The organism is Ciceribacter thiooxidans, from assembly GCF_014126615.1.
Taxonomy (GTDB): Bacteria; Pseudomonadota; Alphaproteobacteria; order Rhizobiales; family Rhizobiaceae; genus Allorhizobium; species Allorhizobium thiooxidans.
Genome location: NZ_CP059896.1, coordinates 2,893,639 through 2,906,616, shown reverse-complemented (window position 1 = coordinate 2,906,616; position 12,978 = coordinate 2,893,639). Strand labels below are relative to the sequence as shown.

The window sequence follows — 12,978 nt, the reverse complement described above, 5'->3', positions numbered from 1 at the left end:
CGATGTCTGATTTCGCCTCCGCCGAATTCGTCCTTTCCGGCAAGCTGACCCAGCTCGCGGGCTTGGCGGCACGCTATGCAGATCCCGCGTTCTCGGTGACCCACGGTGGCCGTGTGCGCACGATCGCCGCCGGTCATTACACGGTAGCGGGACTTTCGCGGCACGTGAGGCTCGGGGAATTCGTCGCCCACCGCAGCCCGACCGGGATCCATCTCGGCGAGGTGGTCCGGGTGGAGCCCGATGTCGCCTATGTGTGTCCGATCGAGCCGGGCGAACCGATCGGCATCCACGATCTCGTCATTCGCAAGGGCGCCTTCCGGATCGCCCCCGACGACAGCTGGTGCGGACGCACGATCAATGCGCTCGGCGAGCCGATCGACGGTCGCGGGCCGCTCACCCCCGGCCTGCTGCGCCGTCCGGTCTCCAACAGCGCGCCGCCGTCCATGGCGCGCCGTCGGGTGGAGCAGGGTTTCCTCACGGGCGTCCGGGCGATCGACATTTTCTCTCCTTTGTGCTTCGGCCAACGCCTCGGCATCTTCGCTGGCTCGGGTGTCGGCAAGTCGACGCTTCTGTCGATGCTTGCGCGGGCCGATGCCTTCGACAAGGTGGTGATCGCGCTTGTCGGTGAACGTGGCCGCGAGGTCCGAGAGTTCATCGAGGATACGCTCGGTCCGAACATGAAGAAGTCGGTTGCGGTCGTTGCCACCAGCGACGAAAGCCCGATGCTGCGCAAGATGGCGCCTCTCGCCGCCATGACGATCGCCGAGCATTTCCGTGACCGCGGTGAGAACGTCCTCTTCATCGTCGACAGCGTCACCCGTTTCGCTCACGCGATCCGCGAGGTGGCGATGGCTGCCGGAGAACCGCCCGTGGCGCGCGGCTATCCCGCCTCGGTCTTCACCGAACTGCCGCGCCTTCTCGAAAGAGCAGGCCCCGGCACCGAAGGTTCCGGCACGATCACCGCCATCATTTCGATCCTCGTCGACGGCGACAATCACAACGATCCGATCGCGGATTCCACGCGCGGTATTCTCGACGGCCACATCGTCCTCGACCGTTCCCTGGCGGAGGAGGGGCGCTATCCGCCGATCAACCCGCTCGCCTCGATCTCGCGTCTTGCGCGCAAGGCCTGGAGCGATGACCAGGAGAAGCTGGTCTCCCGTCTGAAGACGCTCATCCACCGGTTCGAGGAGACACGTGATCTTCGCCTCATCGGCGGATACCGCGCAGGCACCGATCCCGATCTCGATATGGCGATCAAGCAGGTGCCGGTGATCTACGAGGTGCTGAAGCAAACTCCCGGGGACAAGCCGGCGATCGACGCCTATGCCGATCTCGCCAATGCGTTGAAGCAGGCCGCGACCCAGCCGATGCCGGCCGCCGCCGGAAAATTGAGGGGATAGTCGTGATCGAAATCGCTAACGACGAACGGACGGAACCGCCGAAGCCACAAGCCTCACGGTCCATATCGACGACGGACCGGGTTCTCGCCGTCACCGGGGTCGCACTCGCCTGTGCGGCGGCGCTCTTCCCCTGGTACGTCTTCTTCAACGAAGAGAAATTCGGTATTCGCGTTGCGGAGATGGACCATACTCGTGACCTGCCGGAAACGCCCGGCCGCAACGTCTTCAGCGTCTCGCCGCTCGCGATGGTGGACAAGGATGACGGCGGACCGAAGATTACCTGGCCGAAGACCGATCCGCTGGTGACCGCGACGGTTTCCAAGATCGGCAAGGAAAACGCCGCTGGCAAGGAGCTGAAGGAGCAGCAGCCGTTCCCGGGCAAGAGCGGTTTCCGCCTTCTGCATGTCGCGAACGGCCGCGCCCTCATCGAGGACAATTCCGGCATGTACATCGTGCGCGTCGGCTCGATTCTCCCCGACAACAGCCGTGTCGCGACGCTGGAACAACGTGATGGCAAGTGGGTGATCGTCAGCTCTACGGGTGCCGTCTACGAGCCCGATTGACGTTCGTCTACCCGTAAGTCCCACGCAAGATTACGTGCGTAGGTTCACATCCAGTAAATGACGGAGTGAAGCCTATGCAGCCTATCCAGTTGTTCGCTTTGGCATCCAGGCAAGCCGAATGGCTTTCCATTCGGCAGGAGGTCGTGGCCAGCAACATCGCCAATGCCAACACCCCCGAGTATCGCGCCAGGGAAGTTACGCCCTTCAGTGCTGTGCTCGACGAGACGGTGCCGCGCATGGCGAGGACCCATCCCGCCCATCTCGCCGCGAGTGCGTATGGCGACGATGTGGAAGTCCGCGAAGCCGACCTCAATCAGGAGATCGGCGTCCTCGAATCCGGCAACAGTGTCGCGCTTGCGGACGAGCTCAGCAAGGCGGGCGAAATCGGCCGCCAGCATCAGCTCAACACGGCTCTCGTAACGTCCTTTCATCGCATGATGCTGATGACCGTAAAGAGGTAAGCCATGGATCCGCTGTCAGCCGCCCTCAAGATCGCCGGCAGTGGACTGGAAGCCCAGTCCACTCGTCTGCGTGTCGTCTCCGAAAACATCGCCAATGCGCGCTCGACCGGGGATACACCCGGTGCGGAGCCTTACCGGCGCAAGACGGTTACCTTTGGGGCCGAGCTCGACAAGGTGAGCGGTGCCGATCTCGTGGCTGTGAAGAGACTTGGAGAGGACGATTCGGATTTCATCGAGGAATTCGATCCCGGCAATCCGGCCGCAGACGAGCGCGGCTACGTCAAGATGCCGAACGTCAACGTCCTGATTGAAATGGCCGACATGCGCGAGGCCAACCGCACCTACGAGGCGAACCTGCAGACGGTCAAGCAGACGCGCGACCTGATCTCCTCGACCATCAACCTCCTGAAAGCTTCGCAATGATTGAGAAGACTGAAGACGTAACTTCCCTTTCCCGTTCCTCCGGGCTTGGCTTTTTCCCGGGCGAGTCCGTTACGACCTCCACTGGGCAGGCGGAGGGCGTCACCCCGGGTGCGGCCACAGGACAGAGTTTTGCCGGCGTGCTGGGGAGCCTGGCTTCCGATGCAGTCAATAATCTCAAGCAGGCGGAAGTGACCTCCTTCGAGGGCATCAAGGGTACGGCCAACACCCGCGAGGTCGTCGATGCCGTGCTGGCCGCAGAACAGTCGCTGCAGACTGCGATCGCGCTGCGCGACAAGATCGTCACGGCCTATCTCGAAATCACCAAGATGCAGATCTAGCGGACCAAGGACGGACACATGAGAGCGCTCGCCATCGCGGCCACCGGCATGGATGCACAGCAGACCAATCTCGAGGTCATCGCCAACAACATCGCCAACATCAATACGACCGGCTACAAGCGTGCGCGCGCGGAGTTCGCCGATCTGTTGTACCAGACGGAGCGCACCCAGGGCGTCGCCAACCGCGCCAACCAGGCCATCGTGCCGGAGGGCGCCAATATCGGCCTCGGCGTTCAGACGGCTGCGGTTCGCAATATTCATACGCAGGGCGAGCTCGCGCAGACCTCGAACGAACTGGACGTTGCTCTGGTCGGCCGCGGCTGGTTCCAGATCGAATCGCCCGACGGCACGATCCTGTACAGTCGTTCGGGCGCCTTCAATACCAATGCCGACGGCCAATTGGTGACCATCGACGGGTATGCCGTCTCGCCTGCGATCACGGTTCCGGAAAACGCAAGCGAAGTCGTCATCAGCCGCACCGGTATGGTTTCTGCCCGCATAGGCAACAGCAACGACTTTACCGAACTCGGGCAGCTCACGATCGCCAACTTCGTGAACGAAGCGGGCCTCAAGCCGCTCGGCGACAACCTCTTTGCACAGACCGCGGCCTCTGGCGAACCGATTGTCGGTGCGCCCGAAGATCCGGGCTTCGCCTATCTCAAGCAGGGCTATCTCGAATCGTCCAACGTTGATTCGGTCAGGGAGATCACCGACATGATCTCCGCCCAGCGCGCTTACGAGATGAATTCGAAGGTCATCCAGACCGCGGACGAAATGGCACAGATCGTCAGCAAGAACCTGAAGTAGGCGGGAGGCGGGCAAACATGAGGTTTCGCCGGATCACCAGATACGCAAAGGCGATGGCGCAGTCGGCGTTTGTCGCATCCTTAGTGTTCGGCCCGATCTCGCCGGCCACGGCGAAGGACGGCTATGCGGTGGTGCCGATGCAGACCATCTATCCCGGCGAGACGATTTCCGCTTCCCAGGTCGAGGAAGTGAAAGTCACGAATCCCAACCTCGCCGGAGGGTACGCGAGCTCGATCGACCAGGTGATCGGGATGGTCACCAAGCGAACCCTGTTGCAGGGCCGGACAATCCCCTTGTCGGGTCTGCGCGAGGCCTACGCGATCAAGCGGGGCAGCAATGTCCGGTTGACCTTCGCGCTTGGAAACATGGTGATTTCGGCCTCCGGAACGCCGCTGACGGATGCCGGCATCGGCGACGTCATCAAGGTTCGCAACATCGATTCCGGTGCGATCGTCAGCGGTACGGTGATGGCCGATGGTACGGTACAGGTGATGGCGAAATGAATTTGCTACGGAAAGGTGCGCTGGCCCTGTTCAGCTTGTTTCTCGGCTTGGCCTGTGTCACCGGCGCCGATGCGGCGACCGCCTCGCGCATTAAGGACATCGCCTCCCTGCAGTCGGGACGTGACAACCAGCTGATCGGCTACGGTCTCGTGGTCGGGTTGCAGGGGACGGGTGACAGCCTGCGATCCTCGCCGTTCACCGAACAGTCACTGCGGGCCATGCTGCAGAACCTGGGTATCTCGACCCAGGGCGGTCAGTCGAACGCCAAGAACATCGCGGCAGTCATGGTGACGGCCACGCTCCCGCCCTTCGCAAGCCCCGGCAGCCGGATCGACGCGACGGTAAGCTCGCTCGGCGACGCGTCTTCGCTGCGGGGCGGCACGCTCGTGATGACTTCGCTTACCGGTGCCGATGGCCAGATCTACGCCGTCTCACAAGGTTCGGTCATCGTCTCGGGCTTCAACGCGCAGGGGCAGGCGGCAAGTGTCACCGAAGGTGTCACCACCTCCGGCCGCGTGCCGAATGGTGCGATCATCGAACGCGAGTTGCCGTCCAAGTTCAAGGATTCAGTCAATCTCGTCCTGCAGCTGAGGAACCCCGACTTCACGACAGCGATTCGCATTTCCGAGACGGTGAATGCCTATGCGGGATCGCGCTACGGCGGTCCGATCGCCGAAGCGCGTGACTCTCAGGAGGTCGTCGTGCAGAAGCCGCGTCAGGCCGATCTCGCGCGATTGATGGCGGAGATCGAGAATCTCGTTGTCGAAACGGATTCGCCGGCCAAGGTCGTCATCAATGAGCGGACCGGCACGATCGTGATCGGTGCCGAGGTCCGTGTCTCGAAGGTCGCCGTAAGCTACGGCACGCTCACCGTCCAGGTTACGGAAACGCCGCAGATCGTCCAGCCGCTGCCGTTCTCGCGTGGCCAGACGGCGGTGCAGCCGCAGACGGATATCCTGGCCCAGAAGGACGGAGGCCCGATTGCCATCGTCGACGGTCCGGACCTGCGGACACTCGTCAGCGGATTGAACAATATCGGCGTCAAGCCCGACGGCATCATTGCGATCCTCCAGGGGATCAAGTCGGCCGGCGCCCTTCAGGCGGAGCTCGTCCTGCAATGATGGATAACGTCGATCACAAGAGCCGCTTCTCCCTTGCCGGAACTGTCGTGCTGGCCGCATTCCTGATGGTAGCGCCGAGTGGCGTTGCCCGTGCCGAAGACGTCGCGGCGCTCTCGCCGCCGGCAGGCGGGGCGACGCAGCAGGAGATCCAGCAGTTCTGCACCAGCATCGCCGATCCGGCGCGCGATCAGCGCTATCTGCTGCAGAAGCAGGAGCTCGAAAAGCTGCAGGCGGAGGTCGACCAGCGCATCGGCATCCTCGAACAGCGCAAGGCTGAGTACGAGGATTGGCTGAAGCGCCGAAACGATTTCATGAAGCAGGCCGAGGTCAATCTGATCGAGATCTACAAGAACATGAAGGCGGACGCGGCAGCTCCCCAGCTCGAGAAGATCGACCCGGTTCTGGCCGCCGCGATCGTCATGAAGCTGCCAGCGCGTCAGTCGAGCCAGATCCTCAGCGAGATGACCGCCGAGAAGGCGGCCATCGTCGCAGGGGTGATGTCGAGCGCCGCCGATCCTACCACATCGAGGGACCCCTCATGACGAAGCGTTTTTCCGCCGTTCTGGCTGTCTTGTTCCTGGCTGGTTGCCAGAGCCAGACCTTGAAAGAGATCGGGAACGCGCCGTCGATGAGCCCGATCGGCAGTGGCCTGCGCTACAGCCAGACGCCGCAGATGGCGCTCTATCCCAAGCAGCCGCGTCAGGTCGCCAGCGGCTATTCGCTCTGGAGCGATTCGCAGGCGGCGCTTTTCAAGGATTCACGTGCGATCAACGTCGGCGACATCCTGACGGTGAATATCCAGATCAACGACCGGGCGTCGTTCAAGAACGAGACGGATCGCAGTCGCACGAACTCGAGCGGAATGAAGTGGGCGACCCAGGCCGATCTGTTCGGCTGGACGCCGCCGGTCACCACCGGTGATCTCTCCTCAGGTTCCGATACCAGCACCGCAGGCAAGGGCTCGACCGCACGGTCGGAGAAGCTGACGCTCCTCGTTGCCGCCGTCGTCACCGGGATCCTCGAAAACGGAAACCTGCTGGTCAGCGGATCGCAGGAGGTACGCGTCAATCACGAGATCCGCATCCTCAACGTCGCCGGTATCGTCCGGCCGCAGGATGTCGATGCGGACAACACCATTTCCTACGACCGGATCGCCGAGGCCCGGATTTCCTATGGCGGACGTGGCCGGCTGACCGAAGTGCAGCAGCCGCCGGTCGGTCAACAGGTGGTCGATCTGTTCTCGCCGATCTGACTTTGGCGAGGCGGGGAACTGAAGCGGACGCGGAGACAATGGAAGAAGCGGAAGAAACCGGAGCGAAGAAGAAGTCGCCGCTCGTGCTGATGATTGCAGCGGTTGCGGCGCTGACTGTGGGCGGCGGCGGCGGCGGCTGGCTGGTCGGCACCATGATCGCCCCGAACATCAAGGCCGCGCAGGAAGCCGAAAAGGCGGTGGAGCAGGTGAAGGCGGGCGCCCACGGAGGCAAGGCCGAGGAGGGCCTCGCCCGCATCGCGACGGAGGCGAACGGTGTCGTCCAGCTCGAGCCGATTACCACCAACCTCGCCTATCCCTCCGAGAGCTGGATCCGCCTCGAAGTCGCGCTGATGTTCAAGGGAGCGCCCGACGCGGCGCTCGCCGAACAGATCCATCAGGACATCCTCGCCTATGTGCGCACGGTCTCGCTGCAGCAGGTGGAAGGTCCGCGGGGTTTTCAGTATCTGCGGGATGACATCGCGGAGCGTGTTGACCTGCGCTCGGAAGGGCGGGTATCGAAGGTGATGTTCAGGACCTTTGTGATCGAATGATTCGATTCCTCTTCTTGCTTGCCGTCATGATGACGGTGCCGGAACTTGCGCACGCCCAGCAGCTTCCGACAAATCTGCTGAACGCGCCGATCGACGGTTCGGTCGCGGCGTGGATCATTCGTACCTTCGGATTGCTGACTGTTCTTTCCGTCGCCCCGGGTATCCTGATCATGGTCACCAGCTTTCCCCGCTTCGTGATCGCCTTCTCGATCCTGCGTTCCGGAATGGGACTTGCGACCACGCCGTCGAACATGATCCTGACGAGCATGGCTTTGTTCATGACGTTTTACGTCATGGCGCCGACGATGGACCGCTCGTGGCGCGATGGGGTCCAGCCGCTTCTCGACAATCAGGTGACCGAGGCCGTAGCCGTTCAACGCATCGCCGAGCCTTTTCGTACATTCATGGCTGCGAACACGCGCGACAAGGACCTGAAGCTCTTCATCGACATCGCCAACGAGCGCGGCCAGACGGCGATCACCGATGACAAGGTGGATTACCGCGTCCTTGTTCCCGCCTTCATGCTGTCGGAGATCCGCCGCGGCTTCGAGATCGGTTTCCTGATCGTGCTGCCGTTCCTCGTTATCGACATGATCGTCGCCACCATCACGATGGCGATGGGCATGATGATGCTACCGCCGACGTCGATCTCCCTGCCGTTCAAGATTCTCTTCTTCGTTCTGATCGACGGCTGGAATCTCCTGGTGGGCAGCCTCGTTCGGTCGTTTTCCTGAGCGTTCTTGCCCCGCGCGGCATGCACTGTTTCCGCCGCGCGGCGATCATGGTTAACCCGTGAGTGCCGCCGTCAGGTCCAATTCGAAGAAAATATAACGAAATTTCAGTGACTTGCGAGAAATATCCCGCCAGGTACCGGAAAAGTGCCGTATAACGGTTTCTTAACCAGTCGGGTTCAGGCGACGTTAAAATCCGTGCTGTTTGATGCTGCTCCAGAGACGGATTAATTCAAACGAAAATTAATTGACATGACGTCGTCCGCCTCTGCCGGTAGGTAATCCGGCATGTCCCTCCAATGTATCTAGTTTCCAAGGGGACACCTCAATGAGCAGTATTCTTACCAACGGCAGCGCAATGGCTGCACTGTCCACCCTCCGTTCCATCTCCGCCAGCCTGGACGACACCCAGTCGCGCATTTCTTCGGGTCTTCGTGTCGGCGGTGCTTCGGATAACGCCGCTTACTGGTCTATCGCGACCACCATGCGTTCCGACAACGCCTCTCTGTCGGCCGTCCAGGATGCCCTCGGTCTCGGCGCTGCCAAGGTCGACACGGCCTATTCCGGCATGAACGCCGCGATCGACGTCGTCAAGGAAATCAAGGCCAAGCTGACTGCCGCCACCGAAGACGGCGTCGACAAGACCAAGATCCAGGAAGAAATCTCGCAGCTCCAGGACCAGCTGGGCTCGATTGCCGAAGCGGCTTCCTTCTCGGGCGAGAACTGGCTGCAGGCCAAGCTGACTGGCGGCCTTGCTTCCGACACCGACAAGAGCATCGTCGCTTCCTTCGTTCGTGACGCTGCGGGCGCGGTATCGGTCAAGAAGGTCGACTATACGCTGACGGCTTCGAACGTTCTGTTCGACACCAACGGCAACACCGGCATTCTCGACCAGACCACCAACGTCAACGGTGATGGCGTTGTCGTCAACGTCAACGACGGCGGTGTGACCACTTCGCACAACCTGAAGTCCTACACGACGGCGCAGGTTAGCGCAGCCGTGACTGCTGCAAGCGGCGGCTTCGATGCCGGCGGCAGCATCGCATGGACTGTGGCCTCCGACGGCGCCGGCGCAGGTGTCGGTTACGTCAAGATCGCCGACGACACTTGGGTTGCCGCGACGGAGCAGAACTCCGGCGCCAACGCGACGCAGGAAGTCTTCGCGACCGACGCCGGTGGCAACGAGTGGCAGATCAACACGGCCGACACTGCCACGTCGACGGCCATGTCTGTCTCGGACTTCACGATCGACAACACCACGACCGCGACCCAGCTTTCGGGCCTGCTGTCGATGGTCGACACCGCTCTGAAGTCGATGACCAGCGCCGCCTCCCAGCTCGGCTCGCTGAACTCGCGAATCGGCATCCAGGAAGAGTTCATCTCCAACCTGACTGATTCGATCGACAAGGGTATCGGCCGTCTCGTCGATGCTGACCTGAACGAGGAATCGACCCGCCTGAAGGCACTGCAGACCCAGCAGCAGCTCGCCATCCAGTCGCTGTCGATCGCCAACTCTTCGTCGCAGAACGTTCTGTCGCTGTTCCGCTGATCGGCCGGATGACCGGGGTTTCCCGGCAGTCCTGAAACTTCGAGCATGCCGCGTCCCCGGGCGCGGCATGTTTTTTGTCAACTTGCGTTTAGCAGTTGTTAACCATGTTTAAGCTAGATGGAAGCATCGCAACGACGGGTTAACACTTCCTAATAACCTGTTAGCAGGCATGATGCTGACCGTCGTTCCCGGCGCGACCGGAATGTCCCTTTTCATACACCGCCAACCAAGGGGCAACTTTCTCAATGACCAGCATTCTTACCAACGTTGCGGCAATGGCCGCACTCCAGACCCTCCGCTCCATCGACTCCGACATGCAGCAGACCCAGGCGCGTGTCTCCTCGGGTCTTCGTGTCGGCGGCGCATCGGACAACGCGGCTTACTGGTCGATCGCGACCACCATGCGTTCCGACAACATGGCCCTTTCGGCGGTTCAGGATGCTCTCGGCCTCGGCGCCGCCAAGATCGACACAGCCTATTCCGGCATGAACTCGGCCATCGAAGTCGTCAAGGACATCAAGGCCAAGCTCACTGCCGCCAGCGAAGACGGCGTTGACAAGACCAAGATCCAGGAAGAAATCACCCAGCTTCAGGACCAGTTGCGCAGCATTGCCGAGGCCGCGTCCTTCTCGGGTGAGAACTGGCTGCAGGCCAAGCTCACCGGCGCTCTGCCGTCCGACATCAACAAGAGCGTCGTCGCGTCGTTCGTCCGCGACTCCTCAGGCGCTGTGTCGGTCAAGAAGGTCGACTACACGCTGGACAGCACGAACGTGCTCTTCGACACGAACGGCAACACCGGTATCCTCGACCAGACCACCAACATTGCCGGCGACGGCGTCGTCGTCAACGTGAACATCGCCGGCGTTACCGGTTCTTACAACGTCGTCAAGTACACGACGGCTCAGGTCAGCGCGGCTGTCACGGGTGCTGGCGGCGCCTTCGACGCGGGCGGCAACATTGCCTGGACGATTGCTGGCGACGGCGCCGGCGCCGGCGTCGGCTTCGTCAAGGTGGCAAACGACACCTGGGTTGCCGCCACGGAACAGAACGCGGCCGTCAACTCCACGCAGGAAGTCTTCGCGACCGACGCTTCTGGCTTCGAGTGGCAGATCGATACCACGGCGGGCGCTACATCCACGGCAATGTCGGTCGATACCTTCACGATCGACAATACCACGACGAGCACCGAGATCGCGGGTCTGCTTTCGATGGTCGACTCTGCGCTTGAAACCATGACCAGCGCTGCCGCCCAGCTCGGTTCGATCGGCATGCGGATCGACATGCAGCAGGAATTCGTCGCCAGCCTGACGGACTCCATCGACAAGGGCGTCGGCCGTCTCGTCGATGCCGACATGAACGAGGAATCGACTCGCCTGAAGGCACTGCAGACCCAGCAGCAGCTCGCCGTCCAGTCGCTGTCGATCGCCAACACCGCTTCGCAGAACATTCTGACCCTCTTCAAGTAAAACTATCCCGGCCAGGCGGCGCGTGCCGCCTCGGACAATTCATGATGAAAAGCCGCGCTCAAACGAGCGCGGCTTTTTGCATTTGGCGCCTATTAAGAAAACGGTAACTTCGGTTAAGTAAGTATTACAAAGTATCGTAAGTATTTTTCTCGTTTTTTTATGCCTATTTCACTTCCCGTTAACTACGTCAGCTTAGTCTTGAAGCATCGAACGGGAGGTCGACCGCAGCTGCTGCGATGTCGATATGCATGATGCAGAAGATCCGTTCCCGGTGGATTTCCGGAATGTCCCTGTCAATTTTTCAGTCGCCAAGGGGCACAAACTAAATGACCAGCATTCTTACCAACGTCGCGGCGATGGCCGCGCTCTCGACCCTTCGCTCCATCGAGTCCGGGCTCGAGCAGACCCAGGCGGCAGTGTCTTCGGGCCTGCGCGTCGGCTCTGCTTCCGACAACGCCGCCTACTGGTCTATCGCGACCACCATGCGTTCCGACAACATGGCCCTGTCGGCTGTCGAAGACGCTCTCGGTCTCGGCGCTGCCAAGGTCGACACGGCCTATTCAGGCATGAACTCCGCGATCGAGGTCGTCAAGGAAATCAAGGCCAAGCTGACCGCCGCCACTGAAGACGGCGTCGACAAGACCAAGATCCAGGAAGAAATCACCCAGCTCCAGGATCAGCTGACCTCGATTGCTGAAGCGGCTTCCTTCTCGGGCGAGAACTGGCTGCAGGCCAAGCTGACCGGCGGTCTCCCCGCTGATATCAACAAGAGTGTCGTCGCGTCCTTCGTCCGCGACTCCTCGGGCGCCGTGTCGGTCAAGAAGGTCGACTATACGCTGACCGCTTCGAATGTCCTGTTCGACACCAACGGCAACACCGGTCTGCTCGACCAGACCACCAACATTGCCGGCGACGGCGTTGTCGTCAACGTCAACAATGGCGGTGTGACCGCCTCGTACAACTTGAATTCCTACACGACGGCGCAGGTCAGTGCAGCCGTCACGGGTGCCGGTGGCGCCTTCGACGCCGGCGGCAGCATCGCTTGGACGGTGCCCGGTGACGGTTCCGGCGCCGGCATCGGTTACGTCATGATTGGCTCGGATACCTGGGTCGCCGCGACCGAACAGAATGCGGCCGTCAACTCCACCCAGGAAGTCTTCGCGACCGACGCGAGCGGCTTCGAATGGCAGATCAACGTTGCCGACACCGCCGGTTCAACGGCCATGTCGGTTGACAGCTTCACGATCACCAACACCACCACGAAGACAGAGCTCGCCGGCCTCTTGTCGATGGTCGACACTGCTCTGAAGTCCATGACCAGCGCTGCCGCCCAGCTCGGCTCGATCGGCATGCGGATCGACATGCAGCAGGAATTCGTCGCCAGCCTGACGGACTCCATCGACAAGGGTGTCGGCCGTCTCGTCGACGCCGACCTGAACGAAGAATCGACCCGCCTGAAGGCACTGCAGACCCAGCAGCAGCTCGCCGTCCAGTCGCTGTCGATCGCCAACTCTTCGTCGCAGAACATCCTGACCCTCTTCCGCTGATCGCGGAAAGGATTGGTCGAACAGACCGGCCGCGCCCCTCGGGGCGCGGCCTTTTGCGTTGCTACCTTGCGCGAGGCTTGCCGCCTTTTCGTTTTCGCGGTCCTTCGGCTCTACAACCCTTGCTATTCATGTTAAGTCTTTGTTAAGTGATCCTGTTAACGATTTGTTAACAGGTGACGGAGTGGCTCCGGGTCAGGAGCCGCCAGCATGATGCCCGCCTGTCGCCGCCGGCTTGGCGCCGGATGTCCCATGATGCGAACAGG

The 12,978-nt window shown here is 61.5% G+C and carries 15 protein-coding genes; all 15 read left to right on the top strand.

Annotated features, from left to right (window positions below; all coding sequences use genetic code 11):
- Nucleotides 1–2 precede the first annotated feature (2 nt).
- The 15 genes from fliI to H4I97_RS14125 all read left to right on the top strand — a co-directional run bounded on the left by fliI (nucleotide 3) and on the right by H4I97_RS14125 (nucleotide 12,715).
- Complete coding sequence (fliI, locus tag H4I97_RS14195) at nucleotides 3–1,403, top strand: flagellar protein export ATPase FliI (protein WP_182305302.1); 1,401 nt, start codon at nucleotides 3–5, stop codon at nucleotides 1,401–1,403.
- A 2-nt stretch (nucleotides 1,404–1,405) separates the two neighbouring features.
- Complete coding sequence (locus tag H4I97_RS14190; protein WP_182305301.1) at nucleotides 1,406–1,966, top strand: flagellar protein; 561 nt, start codon at nucleotides 1,406–1,408, stop codon at nucleotides 1,964–1,966.
- A gap of 74 nt (nucleotides 1,967–2,040) precedes the next feature.
- Nucleotides 2,041–2,427 (top strand): flagellar basal body rod protein FlgB, encoded by a 387-nt coding sequence (gene flgB, locus H4I97_RS14185; protein ID WP_182305300.1) that lies wholly within the window; start codon nucleotides 2,041–2,043, stop codon nucleotides 2,425–2,427.
- Nucleotides 2,428–2,430: 3 nt separating this feature from the next.
- Nucleotides 2,431–2,850 (top strand): flagellar basal body rod protein FlgC, encoded by a 420-nt coding sequence (gene flgC, locus H4I97_RS14180; RefSeq protein ID WP_129333626.1) that lies wholly within the window; start codon nucleotides 2,431–2,433, stop codon nucleotides 2,848–2,850.
- Nucleotides 2,847–3,188 carry a flagellar hook-basal body complex protein FliE gene (gene fliE / locus H4I97_RS14175; protein WP_182305299.1) on the top strand — a complete coding sequence of 114 codons (342 nt, stop codon included), beginning with the start codon at nucleotides 2,847–2,849 and terminating at the stop codon, nucleotides 3,186–3,188. Before flgC ends, fliE begins: the two co-directional genes overlap by 4 nt.
- Nucleotides 3,189–3,206: 18 nt before the next feature.
- On the top strand, nucleotides 3,207–3,995 hold the full coding sequence (gene flgG, locus H4I97_RS14170) for a flagellar basal-body rod protein FlgG (RefSeq protein ID WP_182305298.1): 789 nt from the start codon (nucleotides 3,207–3,209) through the stop codon (nucleotides 3,993–3,995).
- Between the two features lie 17 nt (nucleotides 3,996–4,012).
- On the top strand, nucleotides 4,013–4,498 hold the full coding sequence (flgA, locus tag H4I97_RS14165; protein WP_182305297.1) for a flagellar basal body P-ring formation chaperone FlgA: 486 nt from the start codon (nucleotides 4,013–4,015) through the stop codon (nucleotides 4,496–4,498).
- Nucleotides 4,495–5,619 carry a flagellar basal body P-ring protein FlgI gene (locus H4I97_RS14160; RefSeq protein WP_182305296.1) on the top strand — a complete coding sequence of 375 codons (1,125 nt, stop codon included), beginning with the start codon at nucleotides 4,495–4,497 and terminating at the stop codon, nucleotides 5,617–5,619. The genes flgA and H4I97_RS14160 overlap by 4 nt, the downstream gene beginning before the upstream one ends.
- Entirely contained in the window at nucleotides 5,616–6,161 is a 546-nt protein-coding gene (locus H4I97_RS14155; protein WP_182305295.1) for a MotE family protein, read from the top strand. Before H4I97_RS14160 ends, H4I97_RS14155 begins: the two co-directional genes overlap by 4 nt.
- Nucleotides 6,158–6,871 carry a flagellar basal body L-ring protein FlgH gene (flgH, locus tag H4I97_RS14150; protein WP_182305294.1) on the top strand — a complete coding sequence of 238 codons (714 nt, stop codon included), beginning with the start codon at nucleotides 6,158–6,160 and terminating at the stop codon, nucleotides 6,869–6,871. Before H4I97_RS14155 ends, flgH begins: the two co-directional genes overlap by 4 nt.
- Nucleotides 6,872–6,960: 89 nt before the next feature.
- A complete protein-coding gene (locus H4I97_RS14145; RefSeq protein ID WP_378143455.1) occupies nucleotides 6,961–7,422 on the top strand; it encodes a flagellar basal body-associated FliL family protein in 462 nt (153 codons plus the stop codon).
- A complete protein-coding gene (gene fliP / locus H4I97_RS14140; RefSeq protein ID WP_182305292.1) occupies nucleotides 7,419–8,156 on the top strand; it encodes a flagellar type III secretion system pore protein FliP in 738 nt (245 codons plus the stop codon). Before H4I97_RS14145 ends, fliP begins: the two co-directional genes overlap by 4 nt.
- A 325-nt stretch (nucleotides 8,157–8,481) precedes the next feature.
- Nucleotides 8,482–9,702 carry a flagellin N-terminal helical domain-containing protein gene (locus H4I97_RS14135; protein WP_182305291.1) on the top strand — a complete coding sequence of 407 codons (1,221 nt, stop codon included), beginning with the start codon at nucleotides 8,482–8,484 and terminating at the stop codon, nucleotides 9,700–9,702.
- A 245-nt stretch (nucleotides 9,703–9,947) separates the two neighbouring features.
- Complete coding sequence (locus tag H4I97_RS14130; RefSeq protein WP_182305290.1) at nucleotides 9,948–11,168, top strand: flagellin N-terminal helical domain-containing protein; 1,221 nt, start codon at nucleotides 9,948–9,950, stop codon at nucleotides 11,166–11,168.
- Between the two features lie 326 nt (nucleotides 11,169–11,494).
- Nucleotides 11,495–12,715 carry a flagellin N-terminal helical domain-containing protein gene (locus H4I97_RS14125; protein ID WP_182305289.1) on the top strand — a complete coding sequence of 407 codons (1,221 nt, stop codon included), beginning with the start codon at nucleotides 11,495–11,497 and terminating at the stop codon, nucleotides 12,713–12,715.
- The last annotated feature ends 263 nt before the right edge of the window (nucleotides 12,716–12,978 follow it).